Here is a 17,684-nt window from a genome sequence, read left to right on the forward strand (position 1 = left end):
ATCGATCTGACTAGTATTTGGCGGTTGCCTGAACCACGACACCGATAATTCGGCACTCGTCGGTCAACAAGGCTTTCGGCCAGGTCGGATTGAGCGGCGCCAGGTAACGCTGGCCGCCCTCTTCGATCAGTTTGCGGAAAATGGCCTCGTCGCTGTCCGGCCACTGGGCGATCACCAGTTTTCCGGGCTCGGCTTCCAGCGCCGGATCCACCAGAATCATCATCCCCTCGCCGATGCTCTGCCCGGTCGGCGCGGTCATCGCATTACCCGTCACCGTGAGCCAGAACGCCGGGCCACGGGCGTGATAATCCGTCAGCTCGAAACGTCGCTTGTCCTTGGCACTCGAATACGCTGGCTGGCTTTCACGGGCCTCGATCGGCGCATTCCACTCGCTGACCGGGTAGCGAAAGTAAGGGTTGTACTTCTGTGCCAGAGGCATTTCGTCGTCCGCATCGATCTGCGGTTCACGAATCACCACCGCGACTTCGAGATACTCCATACCCAACGCTTTCAGCACGCGGTTCATCTGCGTGATGCCGGGCTCGCGACGCTTGTTCAGCCAATGGCCGATGCCACCCTGAGACATGCCGACACGCTCGCCGAGCTCGACTTGAGTGACGTTGAGTTCACTCATTTTGGCCTTGACCAACTCAATCCATTTATCCATGTGCGGCACCATACGTGGACGCCTTCGGCCGACAAAACACATATTGTAGTATTTAAATTCTGGTCACAAATACTATTGGTACTATTCTTGGGTCACGGATTTGAATCGACCAAGGAGTGACCTTTCACCATGAATATCCCCAGCAAAGACTTGCCCGACCTGCAAATGGACACCACCTTTACGTCTCCGCAAGGGTGCGCCGCTGCGCAACGGGCGTTGGACTATTACTTGAAACCAGCTGTGTCAGAACCGGAAGTGGATGAGCGCTTTTTCGGCGTGAACAGCAACCTGAGTGGCGAAGAATCCCTGGTCCACGCCTCCGACCTGCTCCGTTGTGCAGCAGCGACGGCGTTCAAGGCTGCGGACAGCTTGCAGGGCGTCAATCGGGATCTGGCGTTTTCGGTCGTGCACATGGTGGACATGGCGCGGGCGATGGTTGATCACTCGCTTGATGGCGCAGTGCGCTGAAGACGGGAGTTCGGACGGACAGGAAAGAACTTTCCAATCGCGCAGATAAAAACATTTGACTTGCAAATGATAATGATTATTATTGCAAGCAACTGATCGCGAGATCAGTCGATGGACCAGAGACCTTAGGTCGGTCTTCTGGACTATCTCCTCATCAGGCTAATCACGGTTTTTGACCCGGCTTTTTTGCCGGGTCTTTTTTTTGCCAGTTTTCTGGCTTGTGGCTTCAGGCTAATGAAGTCTTTGGGTGCTGCAAATTCGTCGGCGCGGATGATATCAAAAGAACATCGCTTGGCAAGCCGACCCCGACCACATTGGGACAAAGTAATGCCAATCAGCACTTGAGAATCAATCGCACAGCCACTAAGCTGCCAGCGCGTCATGGAAGACGCCCCCCGCCGCAACCCGCAATTTCCCTCGGTTTCACCCCTGTCTTGCGTGTAAAGTAGCCGCCATAAAAATCATATTCAGGAACCGATTATGACCGTGGCCAAATCTTCGTTCGACATCAGCGCCAACTTCGACAGCGGCAACATCCAAGTCATCGACATCAGCAACCCGCTCAACCCGGTTCTGGCAATTCGGCCAGATACCCGCAGCGGCCATTTCCAGTGGTTCCACTTCAAGGCCAGCGGCCTGCACGTTCATCAGGAACACTGGTTTCGTCTGGTCAACGCCAGTCAGTCCTCGTACAACAAGGCCTGGACCGGCTATCAGGCGGTCGCTTCCTACGATCACGTCAACTGGTTCCGTATTCCAACCCAATTCGAAGGCGACAGCCTGCGCTTCTGCCTCGAAGCCGAGCAGACGCACGCCTGGTTCGCCTACTTCGAACCTTACAGCCGCGGCCGTCACGACTGGCTGATCGAGCAAGCGCTGACCAAGGCCGGCACCGAACTGCTGGCCACCGGCAAAAGCGTCGAAGGCCGCGACATCCAGCTGCTACGCAAAGGCACTGGCGCCGAAGGTCGCCGCAAGATCTGGATCATCGCCCAGCAGCATCCCGGCGAGCACATGGCCGAGTGGTTCATGGAAGGCGTGATCGAACGCCTGGAACATCATGACGATCCAGTGCTGAACAAACTGCTAGCCAGCGCCGATTTGTACCTGGTGCCGAACATGAACCCGGACGGTGCCTTCCACGGTCACCTGCGCACCAACGCCATGGGTCAGGATCTGAACCGCGCCTGGCAGAACGCCAGTCAGGAAGTCAGCCCGGAAGTGCTTTTCGTACAGCAGCAGATGGAAAAGTACGGCGTCGATCTGTTCCTCGACGTACACGGCGACGAAGAAATTCCCCACGTGTTCACCGCCGGCTGCGAAGGCAATCCGGGTTACACCCCGCGAATCGAGAAGCTCGAAGAACACTTCCGCAGCCACCTGAAACACACCACCAAAGACTTCCAGACCAAGTACGGGTACACCCGCGACGAACCGGGTCAGGCCAACATGACCCTGGCCTGCAACAGCGTTGGCCAGAAGTTCGACTGCCTGTCGCTGACCCTGGAGATGCCATTCAAGGATCACGATGACGCGCCGAACCCGCTCACCGGCTGGTCGGGCAAGCGCTCCAAACAACTGGGCAAGGACGTGCTGACCACCATCGCGGACATGGTCGACACCCTGCGCTGATCCCCCCTGAGTTTCGCTTCACGAAAGATCGCAGCCTGTCTGCGATCTTTTTTTGCGTCGATGTTTACCCAATCAGGTTGCAAATCAAAACCGGATTCCTTACCGTCAATCAAGTTTTAAATTGAAACCTGAAAAGATCCGGGACATGAACACTGCAACACTCGATAAAAGTGTCGTGCTGCTTTTCTCCATCGCTTGCGGCCTCGCGGTGGGCAACGTGTATTACGCCCAGCCGCTGCTGGATGCGATGGCCGACGCCTTCGGTCTGTCGCCGGGCAGCATCGGCATCGTCATGACGTTGACTCAGGTCGGTTACGGCCTTGGGCTGTTGTTGCTCGTGCCCCTTGGCGACCTGCTCAACCGCCGGCGGCTGATCGTCACGCAAACGCTGTTGTCCGCCGCTGCCTTGCTGATGATCGCCTTGGCATCGAACAGCGTCTGGCTACTGATCGGCGTCACCCTGACCGGTTTGCTTGCCGTGGTGACTCAGGTGCTGGTCGCCTACGCCGCGACTCTGGCCGTCCCGGCGCAACGCGGAAAGGTTGTGGGCGTGATCACCAGCGGCATCGTCGTCGGCATCCTGCTTGCGCGCACGGTGGCGGGCGGCATGGCTGATCTGGCCGGCTGGCGCTCGATCTATCTGCTGTCGGCGGGATTGACGCTGGTGATGGCCACGCTGCTGTTTCGGGTGTTGCCCAAAGATGAAGAAGCACGGCCATCCACGCATTACGTGGCATTGATCGCCTCAGTATTCAGCCTGTTTCGTGAAGAACCGGTGCTGCGCCAACGTGCGATCCTCGCGCTGCTGACTTTCGCCAGCGCCATGGTGCTGTGGACGCCGATGGTGTTGCCGCTGGCCGCCCCGCCGCTGTCGCTTTCCCACAGTGAAATCGGATTGTTCGGACTCGCCGGCGCGGCGGGTGCACTCGCCGCCGCCAGAGCCGGACACCTGGCGGATCGAGGGTTGGGGCAATGGGTAAGCGGTCTGTCGCTGCTGCTGATGCTCGGTTCGTGGTTGCCGATCGCACTGACCCAGTCTTCGTTGTGGGCGTTGCTGCTTGGCGTCATCACCCTGGATCTGGGCTTGCAGGCCGTGCACGTCACCAGTCAGAGCATGATCTACAGCGTCCGCCCGCAGGCGCAGAGCCGACTGACTGCCGGCTACATGCTGTTTTATTCAATGGGCAGCGCCTTGGGCTCAATCGCCTCGACGGCCATGTACGCCTGGGCAGGATGGCCGGGCGTCTGCGGGTTGGGAGCCGCAATCAATATGGTCGCGTTGCTGTACTGGTGGCGAACGCTGGCCACCCGGAAACATGGCGAGGCGGCTTGCGCCCTCGCCACGTCGGACTGACACACGATCAACCGCGATTGCGTCCCCGCAGCATGCTGTCGAGCACCTCGTCGCGGCGCACCCAGCCATGGAACAGCGCCGCCGCCAGGTGCAGCAGCACGGTCAGGAACAACAGATACGCCAGATACCCGTGAGCCTTGCGCAGCAACGCAAACACCTGCGCATCCGCCGGCACGATCGACGGCAATTGCAGGGATGTGCCGAGCATCACCGGATCCCCCGCCGCGCTGATCATCGCCCAGCCCAGCAACGGCAACACCAGCATCAGCGCATACAACAACAGATGAGAGGCCTTGGCCGCCATCACCTGCCAGCCCGGCAGATCCGCCGGCAGCGGCGGCTGACGGGTGCCCAGTCGCACCAGAATGCGCACGATCACCAAAGCGAGTATCGCGATGCCCAACGGTTTATGCAGGTTGATCAACCATTCATGCCGCGCCGACACCGAGGTCACCATACCGGCGCCGATGAACAACATTGCGATGATCATCAACGCCATCAACCAGTGCAGCAACCGCGCCAGCGGATTGAAATGAGTCGGTTGCGTGCTCATGGGCGAGCCTCCTTTTTGCCGGTGCGCAGTTGGCTGACTTCGCTGGTGCGACGCAGGTAGGAATCGGCATAACCGGCCGAGCGTGCGGCCAGCAACGGATCGTCGGAACCCTGAATACCGGCCGGCAGCACCAGCGGATCGTAGTTGATGTCACGGCATTCGCCGCTGAGCTGGGGCTGGGTCTTTTCCAGTACCAGGGTGCCGGCGTTCAACACCTTGCGACCGGCAGGCCAGGTCTTGCTCGCATCGTTCACCGGATCGTCGGCGTTGGCCAAGGTGATGTTCAACTGAAAGCGCAGCGGCCCTTCGGCCAGGCGTTGCACCAGGTCTTTTTCGAGAAAATCACTGCCTTCAGGCGCAGTCGCACCGGCGGCGTCCTGAGCCAGAGGCGTCATGCTCCAGCGCACCGCTTGCTTCTTGCCACTGGCATCCACCAGATAGAACGCGTTGACGCTGTTGTAGGTTTCCGTCGCGTAACTGGCCGAAGCTTTGGCGGTTTTAATCCAGGTCAGAAACGGCACGGCTTCCGGGTGTGCAGCAAAAAATGCCGGCACCTTGGTCGGGTCCGGTTTACCGGTGGCGGGATCCGGCGATTGCGCCTGCTGCAACTGATAGAACGCCTCGGGCGTGCCGACCGGGAACACCGGCATGCTGTTCATCCCGGTGCGCCACTGCTGGCCGTTGGCCTGAGTGAAACGCAGCGCCAGACTGCGGATCGGTACGGCGCTGTCCGGCGCATACGGACTGCCGGCTGGCAACGCAAAGCGCCCGACCACTGGGGTGCGCGGCTCATTGAACACTTGCGCGACAGAATACGGACGAGCCTCGCCGCTGCTCTCGAAATGTCCGATCACGCACACACCTTTGGCGTGATTGCGGCGAAAGCCGGGATGCACGCCGTTGTTCTTTTCCAGCACATCGACCAACGCTTTTGGCGTCAGGCGTTGTGGGTCAAATGAACCATGAACGTAGGCAAATGCCCCGGCCAGGCCGGCGACCACCACGGCGATTCCGCCAAGTCGCAATACCAGGCTCGGGGCACTCAGTGGCGGGCGTTGTGGCCCGCCGGGCGATGAACTGCGATCAACCATGAAAGACTCCAGGGCCATCGGCCATAGGGAAAGGTGCTATGAGACGCACGCCTCGTAGGATTATTCCCTCTGAACTGTAGTTTCTTTCGTGCGATGGCGTCGGAGCCCAATCGAGATCAGCTAAATCTGATCGAAACGCGGCTCGCGTTTTTCCAGAAACGCCTGCATGCCCTCCTTCTGTCCAGGTGTTGCGAACAGGCCGTGAAACGAGCGTCGTTCAAACAGAATGCCTTCGCGCAGTCCCGACTCGGATGCCCGGTCTACAGCTTCCCGGGCAGCCCGTGTCGCCGTACGGGGAAATCCGCCGATGCGCTGTGCAATGTCCATGGCCTGCTTCAACAAGTGATCGTCCTCTGTCACCCGCGACGCCAATCCCGCCTGTTCGGCCTCACGGGCGGACAGTGTGCGACCGGTCAGTATCATGTCCATGGCTTTGGCGCGGCCAATCAACCGGGTCAGGCGTTGCGTACCGCCCATGCCGGGCATCACCCCCAGAGTGATTTCCGGCAATGCGAACTTCGCGGACTCGGCCGCCACAATCACGTCGCACATCATTGCCAATTCGCAGCCCCCACCGAACGCGAAGCCCGCCACCGCCGCGATTTTTGGCGTGCGCAGAGCGGCAAACGCATCCCATCCGGCGAAATGATCTTCCTCGATCATTTCCCTGCAGGACTTTTCGTACATCTCCTTGATGTCGGCGCCGGCAGCAAAATAATCCTGTGTACCGGTAATGAGGAAACATCCGACACCCGGTTCGTTGTCCAGCGGTTGCAAGGTCCCCAGCAATTCGTGCATCAGTGATGTGTCGAGCGCATTCCGCGCCTGCGGGCGGTTGAGGCGGATCAGTACCACGGGCCCGTGTCGTTCAATCAATAGGTTCATTCGCAATCTCTTTGAAAAATGAAGTGAGTGGAAAAAACACCGACGCGCCGTCAGGAATCCCAGATCGCGCCGTAGGCCGGAATACCCCGGGATTCCATTTCCTCGACGACCCGCTCGGTCAACTTCTGATTGGAAATACAGATCACCGCCTCCGCACCGTGGGCTCGAACGGCGGCATACGCCAGCGCCACCAGATCCGGTTTGCCCAACCGGTCGGTGTCCCAGATATGGGCATCGGGTTGTGCCTGCAGGATTTCCTCCACCAGCGCCTCACCATAAGTTTCGCGCGGGCTGCGGGTGGACCAGATCAGGTGGATTGGCACTTGCCCCGCCAGCAGATGCGGCAGCACCGGACCAATGCCACTGCCGGTGGCGACGTACACCACTGACTTGAACAGGGTTTCGATATGGGCGACGCCTGCCGTGGTGATGCCCTTGACCCAGACATGGCTCGGCGGTTGTTCGATCAGTTCACCGGTCCAGTCGCCGGCACGGGAAATGATCAGGCGAAAACCCTGTTCGTCAGGTGCAGGAATGTTGGCAAACGAGTGCCACTCCCACAGCGGATGGCGACTGATGGCGGTGGAAGATCCGGCGAACGGCGTAAGGTGATTGAACCGGGCAATCACTGCATGCGATGACGGTTTGACCAGCGTCACTGGCACCCTGCGCAGGCGTAACCAAGGCAAGGCAATGCTGAACGTCAGGATCGGCAGCATCCAGAACGAAAAGGACGTCAACAGGACCTGCGTCAGGTCTGCCGAAGGATTTCTGTCCCGCGCAAACACCAGCGTCATGCCCCAGAACAGCAACAGCGCCGCCCAACCGGCAAACCGGTGCGTGCGCTCGAAAGCGTTGTGAAACCGTGAACGAATTCCCGGCAACGCCATGATAGCCATCAGCAGCAACAATCCCAGCAGCCCGGCGCTGATGGTCAGCAACGTCAGCGAAACCCCACCCACCCCTTGGGTCCTTTGCCAGATCATCGAGCCGAGCAGTGCCACGAACCAGGCAATCGCGGCCATCGCCCCGCCACTGTGCAGCCCACCGAAATGATAGACCTTGGCCAGCGAGCGACGAATCGCCAACGGCCAGCTCGTCGGGGCGCGGGTCGCCAGCCAGAACAACAGATTGATCACATATTGCTGACGAATCAGGATCGCCATCGACAGGTTCGCCAACACCAGCTGCGACAATGTCTCCAACGCGATCCCCGAGGCCGACCACCACTGACCGACGTTCACTCCGTACACCAGCGCCCCGACGTTAGCCAGCAGCACCAGCGCTACCAGGCGGTTGTAGTGCGAAAACAAGGGCATCGTTCCCAGGCGCCGCCAAAGCGGCCTTCGAGGTGGCAGGACAAAAGCGTCATCGACCTGACTCATTGCCCCGCCTCCCGAGAGGTGGCAACGAGCTGTGCCTGATACGCCTGAGCCCGCTCCAGCAGCAAGCGTTTATCGACCTTGCCCCTTGAGGTCAGCGGGATGTCGTCCACCGGCAGAATCATCGAAGGCACGCAGTAATAGGCCAGACGCTCCTCGCAACGGCGTCGCGCCTCGTCGGTATCCGTAGAAGCGGGATAGACGAATGCCACCAGATGACGGTTATCGAACTTCAAGGTCACCGCGCGCTCGCAGCCCGGTGCAGACTCCAGCGCCGCCGATACCGAGTCCAGTTCAACGCGAAAGCCCCGGACTTTCACCTGATCGTCCACCCGGCCCAGGTGCTCCAGTTCGCCGTCAGCGGTCCAGCGTCCCAGATCACGGGTGCGAAACATCATGCGACCCTGCCCCAGAAACGGGTCGAGTCGATAACGTTCGGCAGTCAGCGCAGGATTGCCCAGATACCCGGCCGTCACACAATCGCCACCGGCCCACATTTCGCCCTGTTCACCCGGCCCGCACAGTTGGCCCGCTTCATCCAGCACGTACACGGTGTTGTTGGGCGTTGGCTTGCCGATCGTCAACGGCCCCACGCCTCGGTAATGCTGCATGGTATTGACGATGGTGGTTTCTGTAGGGCCGCAAGCATTGTAGAAATCGCAAAAGGACGCCCAGCGATCGGCCAGGGGCTGCGGACACGGTTCGCCGGCCAGCGCCACCACTTTCACCTGGCTGCAGCGCGCCGGATCCAGCGTGGCGAGAATCGATGGCGTCGCGATCAGCACGTCACACTGCTCGGCGGTCTCGGCAATGTCCTTGCCCCGGATCAGCAGCGTCGCACCATGGGCCAGACAGCCGAGGATTTCCCAGGCGGCCATGTCAAAGGCGATATTGAGGATCTGCCCGACGTTCATGCCCGGCCCCATGCCGAGATTGCCGGGGCCGGTCAGCAGAATGTTGCAGACATTGCGTTGGGTCACCCTGACACCGTTGGGCTGTCCGGTCGTACCGGACGTAAACAACACAAAACACAAGGCATCCGGTGACGAAATATCCTCTCCCACATTGACGTCATCGACAGCCGAGCCCGGCGAGTCGATGAACGTATCCAGATGAATGCAATGCTGCCCGGCCGTCAGGGGAATCCCATGGGCCAGCGTTGAAAGCGTCAACACCACCTGCGTCGAAGCAACCGACATAATGTGGCTCAACTGCGTGGTCGGAGTAATGCCGACATGCTGCGGAATATAAGCGGCCCCCAGCTTCAAGGTCGCAAGCATGCCCACCAGCATAGGGATCGAGCGTTCGACAAACAGCGCCACGTGATCACCCGGTGCTACGCCATGGCTCGACAACAATCTGGCCAACCGGTTGGCCTGGCGATTCAACTCGCCGTACGTCAGGCTCTGTCCCTCAAAACGTGCGGCCACCTGCTGCGGGTGAGTCGCTGCCTGCGCCTCGATCGCACGGTGGATCAACGAGAACTCAGGCTCGGCCACCGGGCCGCAGCCGAATGTCCGCCAGGCGTCAGGGCCGGCACTTGGTGCGGGGGGATTCATTACGATTGCGTGCATTTTAAACATCCCTTTTTTGCTCAAGTCATCGTTTCAGCGGCTTCGGCCACCGATTGCCTGCTGGCGACATCGGTGGCTGCTTGCGCTTGTCGGACGGGTTGAGCCGGGGGATTTGAATCCATTACACGCACTACAGAACGCGGCGAACTTTCCTACGTCGCCGGTAATGAAATCTTTCAGCTTCTGGAATGGAATAAGCTGTGTCGAGAGGCGTCTTTCCTACCACTACCGCGCTTGTGGCCCAGAGCATATCCCTGTCATGAATAAACTCGACGAGCAATTACGCGATCTGATCCCCAGATTGCGCCGCTTCGCGCTGTCGTTGACACGCAACAGCAGCAGCGCCGACGACCTGGTGCAAGCCAGCCTCGAGCGGGCGCTGTCGGGTTGGGGCGACAAACGCGCCGACGGCGATCTGCGAGCCTGGCTGTTTTCGATCCTGTACCGGCAATTCCTCGATGCGCATCGGCGTTCGCGGCGATATGCGCGGATGCTCGAATTCTTCACCGGCCGCGATGACGCCGAGCCCTCGGTGGAACGCACGGTCATTGCCCAATCGACCTTGCAGGCCTTCGACCGACTGCCCACCGAACAGCGCGCCCTGCTGCTGATGGTGTCGGTGGAAGGCCTGACTTATAAGGAGGTCGCCGAGATTCTCGACGTCCCCACCGGCACCGTGATGTCGCGCCTGTCCCGTGCTCGCCAGGCCCTGCGCCAGCTCAGCGACGGGGAAATCAGCAGCCCTTCCTTGCGGATACTCAAATGATCAGTCTGCCCCCCAACGAACGTGACCTGCACGCCTACGTCGATCACCAGCTCAGCGAGGCCGACCGGCATGTGCTGGACACCTGGCTCGCCAGTCATCCCGACGAGGCGGCGCAGGTTCGCGCCTGGCAACAGGACGCCCAGCACCTGCGCGCCGCCCTCGGCGGTGCCCTGCAACAACCGGCCAATCCGGACCTCGATCCGTCGCTGATCCGTCAGCGGCTCAAGCGCCAGTCGCGCCGTCAATGGGCCAGCGCGGCGGTGCTGCTGATTGCCGTCAGCCTCGGCGGTGTCGGAGGCTGGAAGGCCCGGGACATGACCGTGTTTCATCCCCCGGCACCGATGACGGATGCCTTGCAGGCGTACCGCTTGATCGCCCAGCAAGGGCTTCTGCCGGCGGACTACAAGGTCGATGGCGACGGCGATATCCAGCGCTGGCTCGACCGTTATTTCACTCAGGCCAATCGCCTGCCGGACCTGAGCCGGGCCGGATTTTCACCGGTCAGCGGCCGTCTGCTGAGCACCGATGAAGGTCCGGCGGCGATGGTGATGTATGAAGACCGGAGCGGGCACAAGGTCAGTTTCTATGTACGCCCACCGGGACCGAAGAATACCTTTCTGCCCCGGGGCAGCCGTCAGGACGGGGATCTGCAGGCCGAATACTGGTCCGGCAAGGGTTACAACTACGCGATGGTCAGCCCGACCGATACCCCGGCGGCGAAAATGCTCAAGCAATCCTTGAGCTTCTAGCTGGTTCAAAACCCCACATCCAGCACCACATTGTCCAGATAGGTTCCGGCTGGCGGTGTGGTCTGGTCGGTGTAGATTTTCGCGTTGTAATTGAAGATCTGACTGCCGGTGCCCAGGCCGTTGCCGGGATTGACCTCGGCATCGCTGCTGGCGCGGCGAGCCGCGCCGACACTGCCCCAACGGGTGGTGCCGGCACTTTTGAAAATGTCGTAGGCCAGATAGTTGCTGCCGGAAATCATCCGCCGTCGTCCGCCGACACTCAGTGCATTTTGCCCGTCGTTCAGACCCACCGTGTAGGCACTGCCCTTGGTGCAGGCGAGGTTGATGGTCTGCCCGGTCACCGGGGTGAATGCACTGACCACCGGCGCGCTGCCGAAAGCGATGTTCGGCGCGGTGATGGTGCAATCGTTGGCCACCGTCAGGTTGACCGTCAGCGTCGTCGTGCCGTTGTTGATGTCGCGGCCCAGGCACAGCCCGCCCGCACCGATGCCCGAACAATAATTCCAGTTCCAGAAAATGCTCAGGGTCTCGGTATACACCCCCGCCGCCACATTGCTGCCGATGGTGGTACCGAAATAGAGCGGAACGGTCTTCGGCACCGTACCGCCCAGCAAGCCAAGGGCATCGATGATGCCATTGCGGGCGAAGTCATAGGCGGTGCCACGCGTCAGCGGGTAACTGGTGCTGTTGTTGGCGTAGATCGTGTAACCGATCACGTCACCGCTGGGCCCGAGCAAACCACTCTGGGTCGAGGTGACGGTGGCCCAGAAATGGTCATTGTTGGTCAACAGCGACAACAGCGAACCGGTGCAACTCAAGCCTCCATTCAGAGTGGAACTGGGTTGAGAGGCAGTGCGCACGGCGATCGAACTGATGTTGCCGAACCCGGCGGGTGTGGTGGTGACCACCGAACACAGCGCCTGCGCCAACCCCGGCAGCAGCAACAACAGCCACAGAACAAGCCGCGCCCGGGTCATTGGCACACCAACGGGCCGATCAGCGGCACTTCGTCCTGCTGCGGGTCGACGCTGAATTGCGCCCGGCAAGTCTTGCCGTCCGCGAGAGTCACCCGCAGCGAATTCTGCGCCTGAAGATTTTCCAGATAGACCAGTCCGTCCCATCCGACCACCGTCCGCGTGCCGCTCTGTTCGTGCAGCACACCACTGCCCAGCGGCAATTCCTTTTGCTGCGAATCCACCAGCACGATGCTCGCAGCGATCACCCGGCTCAGCGCAAACTCCAGCAGATAGCCACTGCCCCGGCGCACGGCAACACGCTGTTCGACGTTGGGACTGCGCACGTTGGCCGGCAGGTTCAACGGATCGATTTCATACTTGCCCCGGTAATAGGCGCTGCTCCACGGCACCAGCAGGTGGCCGTTGCGGTCGGTCTGGCCGACCTGCTGGTTCTCGTAACGCACCGGAATGTCCGCGTAGCCGTCGGTGCTGACCACCACGAACGCATCATCGATGCGGTTGGCGGCGAACACTTGATCATCCATCCACACCAGCGAACCGCTGGCATCGGCCCAACGGGTTTCGGCGTCGGACGTCCCGTAGACGCCCGCCTGCAATTGCACCGATTGCAGACGCCAGGTCACGTCGGCCTGGCGGTAATCGGCGCCGTCGCCCTTGGCATAGCCGAGATTGAAGCCCACCCCGCCCTCGGACGGCACGGCGCGACTGTAGTTGACCCGTTGCTGTGTCTGCCCGGTCTTGCTGCGCTCGCTGCTGATGGCCAGGCTGCCGCGCAGGTCGAAAGGAATCACCAGTTGCGCCTGCACCGCCCAGTTGCTGTCGCCGATTTCGCGGTTGGCCGACAGGTAAAAACTGCTGTTGCGCCACAGCGGTTTGCTCCAGCTCAGGTTGAGCAACCGCGTGCGAGTCTCGTCTGCCGCGCGGATGTCGAAATAGCCGACGCCGAGACTGCCCCAACGTTCGAGGTTGAGGCTCAGAGTGGCCTGCTCACTGCGCCGGCTGAGTGTGGTGTAGGAGCTGTCGACGACGGTCAGGTCGGCGTAGTGGTCGCGACGTTGCAGGCGCTGATAGGAAAAGCTGTAGCGCTGGCCGCTGTATTGATAACCGAGGCTCAGTTGCTGACCACCGTCGCCGTCGAAACGACTCTGGCTGAGCGCACTGTTGAGTACCCCGAAATTGCCCAGACGCAAGTTGCCCCCCAGCCCTGCGAGGGTCAGGGAATCCGCCGCTTCGGCGTGACTTTCCAGAGTAAACATGTCGCTGACGCCGTAGCGCAGACTGCCGGACGTCATGCCCGGACCGTAGCTGAAATCCTTCAAACCGTAATCCCGACGCAGCGTCCCGGCGGCCACCGAAAAATCGCTCAGGCCCTTTTGCAACAGGCTGCTGGTGACGTAGAACGGCACCGTGGTCGACACCTGCCGGCCCAGCGCATCGGTGGTCACCACCACCGCCTCGCCCGCGCCGTTGATGAACGGAATGTTGGTCAGGGTGTACGGCCCCGGTTGCAGGTCGGTGCTGCTGGACTTGTAGCCGTTGATGAACAGATCCACCGAGGACGGCACCGCCGCTTCCCCTGCGAACTGCGGCAGCGGGTAGGTCACCAGATCCGGACGCACCGCAAAATCCCGTGAGAACTGCACACCGCCCAGACGCACTGAACTGCTCCAGGGCAAGGCGCCGCTGACCACGTCCCCGGCCTCGTAGGTCAGCATCCGTTCATCATCGGAGTAACGCCAGGTGGTGTCGTAACGCAGATAACCGTTGTCCAGCGTGCTGACCGCATCCCCCGACAACGTGCGGCGATATTGCCCGGTGTTCGACAAAGTGCCCCAACTGTCGAACACCCGCACCTCGTTCCACGCCGCCAGATAGGTGCCGGCGTCGTCGGTGTCATTGAGATACAGGTCATAGTTGAACAACGCGCCGAAACTGCTCAGCGCCGGGGTGCGAGGATAAACTTCACGGTTACCGATGAACTGCTCCGGCAGCCAGTCCGGCGGAACGTCGAGCAGCAGGCGCTGGCCGACACTGTCGTAATCGCTGTGCAGGCCCGGCAGGCCGTCGAGATCGACTTCGGCACCCGCCTCTTCCGGCAGCTTCATGCCCGTATCACGCAATACGCTGGCCGGCAGGAACAGGCGACCGCCACGCTGCTCCACCGCCACCACCCGACCGGTATTCATCTGGTTGACCACCAGTTCCAGAAACAACTGTGCATCGCTGACGGCCTCCATGCCGCTGGGGGGCGGCGGCAGTTCGCCGGCCCCGGATGGATGAACGAACATCAGGCACCACGCGCCGGTCATGAGCCACAACGGACGCTGAATACGTCGAGCCCATCCCGGACTCATTAGCGTGTTACGTCCGTCAATGGACTGATTCCTCCTGAAACCGCTGGCGTCGAAGCCTGGAAGCGTCGAGATCACTCGCTACGGCTATCGCGCCGGTGGAATGCTCTGCACCTGCGCCGCGCCATTGATGCGCCCCGCCAGCTCTCCCGACACCGGCCCCGGTGCCGGCCAGCGCATCACTGCGCCGGGCAGCACGTAACCGAGCAGGCCTTCGGCCAAGGGTTTGCTTTGGCTGCCCTGCCTGATGGCCACATCGGTCAATCGCGCATGAACCGCGCCCTGATTACGCACTTCCACATAAGGACGGCCCTCCACCGCCACCGTCCGCCAGCTCAGTTGCGGCAGGCCGATACCTTTGGGGTCACGCTGACGGGCGCTGTCTTCCTTGCTCCACAGGCCCGCGCCATAGGCGAACAGCGGCACCGAGTAGCGCATCTGGAAGCGGATCGCCGCAGCGGTCTTGCCGTCTTCGGCAACGGGCGGCTGGGCCGAGGGGATTTCATCGATGATGATCCGGTACGCCAGCTCCTGACCTGGCGGCACGTCTTTGGTGCGGGTCAGGCGCACCAGTTGCTTCTGACCCGGCTCGATCTTCGCCACCGGCGGACTGCCGATCACCTCGCGTTGATTGCGGTATTGCTCTTCGAAACCGCTCTGGCTCCAGCCGAACACGCGGATCTGCAGGTTGGCGGTTTCCGTGCCGCGATTTTCCAGCCACAGCGCACTCGCCTGTTGATCGGCCTCCAACACCGGATCGATTGGCCAGATCAGCACCGAACTGGCGGCCTGGGCCTTGAGCGTCCCGAACATGACCAGCGCCAGCACGGCGCAACACACGGACCAATAGCGTGACGTGAAAAACCCCATAAACCTGCTCCTTGTCATTTCACATCACCACGACAGCTGCACCTGCAACACATCGCTGTATGTCCCCCCGGGCTGATTGCCCGGCAATTGCACCTGTCCGTAGATCGGCAGACTGATGTTGTTCGCATCGCTGTAGGCCACCGCCACACTCTGACCGATGCCCAGGCTCTGGCTGTATGCCGCATCGCGAAACAGCGCATACGCCACCTTCGCGCTGCCTCCGCTTATCTGCATGCGTCGCCCGCCGCTGTTGTACTGGCCGCCATCGACCGTCATGTTCAGCGCCACCCCCGGCGTGCATTGCAGCGTGACACCACCGGTCAATGCGACCTGAACCGTACCGGTGGCCAGCGCCGAACGCGAACCGAAATTCAGCCCGCCATAGTTCGATACGCCCCCCACCACCAGACAGCCCGGTGTCACTGTGGCACTGACCTGAAAGCTCTGGCTGGTCACCGCCGCCAACGGCAGCGGCAAGCTGCCCGCACACAACAGAAACAGCACCGCACCGCCATGCCGGGCCATGGCACTAGAACGTCAGTTCGACGGAAATCGTGTCGGTATACGTGCCCGCCGGCAGCCCGGCCTTGCCCACCGCCTGACCGTAGATGTTCACGGTCTGCGCCACACCGGTGCTGGCGGCGAGGTTGATCACCCCGTCGATGGCCAGCAACTGCGAGTGTCCGGCGTCGGTGTACAGGTCATACGGCACGTAGTTGGCGACCCCGTCGTACAGTGCGCGAGTACCTCCCGGCGAGAGCCCGTCATGGGCGCCGGCCCGAACCTTGACCGTTGGGGTGGTGCCGGCCGAGCACAGGATCGACAGCGCCCCGCCCCCGCCGCCCAGCACCTGGCCGGTGGCCGTGGTGAACAGACTGTTGGCGGTGCCGAAGTTCAACGCACCGAAGTTCAGCCCGGTCGAACCGCCGGAACCGTTGACCTGGCAACTGCTGATCAGGATCAGGCTGGAGGTGATCTGGCCGGTGACCGTGGTGGCGGCATTGACGCTGGAAGCGAGCGTCAGGCCGAGCAGCGACAAACCTATCCTTGATGCAATCGTACGCATGGTGTCCGTCCTCTACGGGGTTACCAGTCGAGCGTCACCGTCAGGGTGTCGGTATAGACACCGGCCGGTACCGCACGGGTGTTCGCCACCACCGAGCCAAATACCGGGATGGGTATCTGTGCGCCGCTGGTGACAGCGAAATTGTGTTGTTGACCGATGCTGTAGCTCTGGCTGCCGGAGGCATCGAGAAACAGCTGATAGGGGAGCGTCTGGCGCCCGTTGCTCAGGCGGCGTGTGGTGCCGTCGCCGTGGGTGCCCCCATCGATGGTCACGGTGAACCCGGTGACCGAAGGGTTGCAGGCGACATTCAGCTGGCCGCTGCCCGCTTCGCTGAGGCTGGCCTTGATCGGTGCGTTCCAGGTCGGGCCCTGCTGGCCGAAATCGAGAGAGCCCAGCCCATCCACCGGGCTGGCGGGGCTGGAGGCGTTGGTGACCTCGCAGCCGGCGATCAGCGTCAGTCGCGCAAGGATCTGCCCACTGACCGCCGCCGACGCGATCTCGGTGAACAACAGCAACGTGGCTGTGGCGATTACGCGCCCGTGTCTGCCCATCATTGAGCCCCGACTCCTTCAGGATCACTCGACCATTGCGCTCGTCATTGAACGCCCTTCCCTGCGCCACCCGGTTACACCGAATGGCTGAAAAACTCCGCGATCACCAGGTGACCGTCACCTTCACCAGATCCGAATACCGGCTGACCCGTGGCACCTCCGCCATACGCTCGATCCGCCCGTATAACGGCAAGTCCACCGTGCCGCTGTCCGGCACCCGGCCGCTGACGGGCACATTCACCACCAGCGGCACCCGCCGCGCAGGGTCCTGATACAGGCGATAAGGAATCGGCTTGCTGCCAGCCTCCCCCGCCATATAACGCACCTCGCCAACGCCACCGTGCAGGCCGCCATCGACACGCAACTGGTACGGGGTGTCCGGGTTGCATTCCAGACGTGGCAGGCGCGAATTCGTCAGCGCCGCACCGAGAGGCCCTTCCAGGTCGCCGAGCCGCGCCGTGGTGCCGAAGTCGAGCACACCCAGTTGCTCGATAACGGCCTCGCGTTGCTGGCCGATCAACTGGCAACCGCGCTGCACATCGACCCGCACCTCGACCTGAAGGTCGGCGGCGTGGACCGGTGCCGCGAGCCCGCCCAGCAATGCCCAGACCATCCCTGCATTCACTGCCCGTTCCTTGATGGCGGCAGCCTCGCTGCCGTTACAGTGTTTCAGGTTAGCAACGGACACCGAATGCGCCAGTCGATTGGATCCAGTCACCGACCGGGATTTGTTTCGAAAGGTTGGCAA

General features: G+C 61.6%; 19 protein-coding genes. 5 read left to right on the forward strand and 14 right to left on the reverse strand.

Annotation, left to right across the window (positions count from 1 at the left end; translation table 11 throughout):
- Window positions 1–10: 10 nt before the first annotated feature.
- Window positions 11–667 carry a LexA family transcriptional regulator gene (locus CAF77_RS08365; RefSeq protein ID WP_064384077.1) on the reverse strand — a complete coding sequence of 219 codons (657 nt, stop codon included), beginning with the start codon at window positions 665–667 and terminating at the stop codon, window positions 11–13.
- A gap of 129 nt (window positions 668–796) precedes the next feature.
- Between CAF77_RS08365 and CAF77_RS08370 the strand changes: the two genes are divergently transcribed.
- The gene (locus CAF77_RS08370; protein ID WP_011335006.1) at window positions 797–1,135 is read left to right on the forward strand and encodes a DUF6124 family protein; all 339 of its coding nucleotides are present in this window, start codon (window positions 797–799) and stop codon (window positions 1,133–1,135) included.
- Between the two features lie 143 nt (window positions 1,136–1,278).
- On the opposite strand, the gene CAF77_RS29330 is transcribed toward CAF77_RS08370, so the two are convergent.
- A complete protein-coding gene (locus tag CAF77_RS29330) occupies window positions 1,279–1,518 on the reverse strand; it encodes a hypothetical protein (protein ID WP_223290654.1) in 240 nt (79 codons plus the stop codon).
- Between the two features lie 97 nt (window positions 1,519–1,615).
- Here CAF77_RS29330 and CAF77_RS08375 point away from each other — a divergent pair, with 97 nt between their 5' ends.
- Window positions 1,616–2,767: a M14-type cytosolic carboxypeptidase gene (locus CAF77_RS08375; RefSeq protein ID WP_064380763.1), complete on the forward strand. Its 1,152-nt coding sequence runs from the start codon at window positions 1,616–1,618 to the stop codon at window positions 2,765–2,767.
- Window positions 2,768–2,912: 145 nt separating this feature from the next.
- Window positions 2,913–4,121 carry an MFS transporter gene (locus CAF77_RS08380; protein ID WP_064380764.1) on the forward strand — a complete coding sequence of 403 codons (1,209 nt, stop codon included), beginning with the start codon at window positions 2,913–2,915 and terminating at the stop codon, window positions 4,119–4,121.
- Between the two features lie 7 nt (window positions 4,122–4,128).
- Here CAF77_RS08380 and CAF77_RS08385 read toward each other — a convergent pair whose 3' ends face one another.
- From CAF77_RS08385 to CAF77_RS08405, 5 genes are all read right to left on the reverse strand, one after another.
- Window positions 4,129–4,674, reverse strand: a complete 546-nt coding sequence (locus tag CAF77_RS08385) for a cytochrome b (protein WP_011335009.1) — start codon at window positions 4,672–4,674, stop codon at window positions 4,129–4,131.
- Complete coding sequence (locus CAF77_RS08390; protein WP_064380766.1) at window positions 4,671–5,765, reverse strand: catalase family peroxidase; 1,095 nt, start codon at window positions 5,763–5,765, stop codon at window positions 4,671–4,673. Before CAF77_RS08390 ends, CAF77_RS08385 begins: the two co-directional genes overlap by 4 nt.
- 120 nt (window positions 5,766–5,885) lie before the next feature.
- Window positions 5,886–6,650 carry an enoyl-CoA hydratase-related protein gene (locus tag CAF77_RS08395; RefSeq protein WP_064380768.1) on the reverse strand — a complete coding sequence of 255 codons (765 nt, stop codon included), beginning with the start codon at window positions 6,648–6,650 and terminating at the stop codon, window positions 5,886–5,888.
- Between the two features lie 50 nt (window positions 6,651–6,700).
- Entirely contained in the window at window positions 6,701–7,969 is a 1,269-nt protein-coding gene (locus CAF77_RS08400) for a hypothetical protein (protein ID WP_371915536.1), read from the reverse strand.
- A 62-nt stretch (window positions 7,970–8,031) separates the two neighbouring features.
- Window positions 8,032–9,606, reverse strand: a complete 1,575-nt coding sequence (locus CAF77_RS08405) for an amino acid adenylation domain-containing protein (protein WP_064380770.1) — start codon at window positions 9,604–9,606, stop codon at window positions 8,032–8,034.
- Window positions 9,607–9,865: 259 nt separating this feature from the next.
- Here CAF77_RS08405 and CAF77_RS08410 point away from each other — a divergent pair, with 259 nt between their 5' ends.
- Complete coding sequence (locus tag CAF77_RS08410) at window positions 9,866–10,372, forward strand: RNA polymerase sigma factor (RefSeq protein ID WP_064380772.1); 507 nt, start codon at window positions 9,866–9,868, stop codon at window positions 10,370–10,372.
- A complete protein-coding gene (locus CAF77_RS08415; RefSeq protein ID WP_064380773.1) occupies window positions 10,369–11,121 on the forward strand; it encodes an anti-sigma factor in 753 nt (250 codons plus the stop codon). Before CAF77_RS08410 ends, CAF77_RS08415 begins: the two co-directional genes overlap by 4 nt.
- 5 nt (window positions 11,122–11,126) lie before the next feature.
- Here the strand turns inward: CAF77_RS08415 and CAF77_RS08420 are convergent, their stop codons facing one another.
- The 7 genes from CAF77_RS08420 to CAF77_RS08450 form a co-directional block, all read right to left on the reverse strand.
- Window positions 11,127–12,098 carry a spore coat U domain-containing protein gene (locus tag CAF77_RS08420; RefSeq protein ID WP_064380774.1) on the reverse strand — a complete coding sequence of 324 codons (972 nt, stop codon included), beginning with the start codon at window positions 12,096–12,098 and terminating at the stop codon, window positions 11,127–11,129.
- Window positions 12,095–14,452 carry a fimbria/pilus outer membrane usher protein gene (locus CAF77_RS08425; RefSeq protein ID WP_064380776.1) on the reverse strand — a complete coding sequence of 786 codons (2,358 nt, stop codon included), beginning with the start codon at window positions 14,450–14,452 and terminating at the stop codon, window positions 12,095–12,097. Before CAF77_RS08425 ends, CAF77_RS08420 begins: the two co-directional genes overlap by 4 nt.
- A gap of 84 nt (window positions 14,453–14,536) precedes the next feature.
- Window positions 14,537–15,319: a molecular chaperone gene (locus tag CAF77_RS08430; RefSeq protein ID WP_064380777.1), complete on the reverse strand. Its 783-nt coding sequence runs from the start codon at window positions 15,317–15,319 to the stop codon at window positions 14,537–14,539.
- A 24-nt stretch (window positions 15,320–15,343) separates the two neighbouring features.
- Entirely contained in the window at window positions 15,344–15,844 is a 501-nt protein-coding gene (locus CAF77_RS08435; protein ID WP_011335016.1) for a spore coat U domain-containing protein, read from the reverse strand.
- Window positions 15,845–15,848: 4 nt separating this feature from the next.
- On the reverse strand, window positions 15,849–16,385 hold the full coding sequence (locus CAF77_RS08440; RefSeq protein ID WP_007951533.1) for a spore coat protein U domain-containing protein: 537 nt from the start codon (window positions 16,383–16,385) through the stop codon (window positions 15,849–15,851).
- A gap of 20 nt (window positions 16,386–16,405) precedes the next feature.
- Window positions 16,406–16,939, reverse strand: a complete 534-nt coding sequence (locus tag CAF77_RS08445; RefSeq protein WP_064380779.1) for a spore coat U domain-containing protein — start codon at window positions 16,937–16,939, stop codon at window positions 16,406–16,408.
- A 100-nt stretch (window positions 16,940–17,039) separates the two neighbouring features.
- Window positions 17,040–17,549 (reverse strand): spore coat U domain-containing protein, encoded by a 510-nt coding sequence (locus tag CAF77_RS08450; RefSeq protein ID WP_139831582.1) that lies wholly within the window; start codon window positions 17,547–17,549, stop codon window positions 17,040–17,042.
- Between the last annotated feature and the right edge of the window lie 135 nt (window positions 17,550–17,684).

The organism is Pseudomonas sp. R15(2017), from assembly GCF_002112685.1.
Classification (GTDB): domain Bacteria; phylum Pseudomonadota; class Gammaproteobacteria; order Pseudomonadales; family Pseudomonadaceae; genus Aquipseudomonas; species Aquipseudomonas glycinae.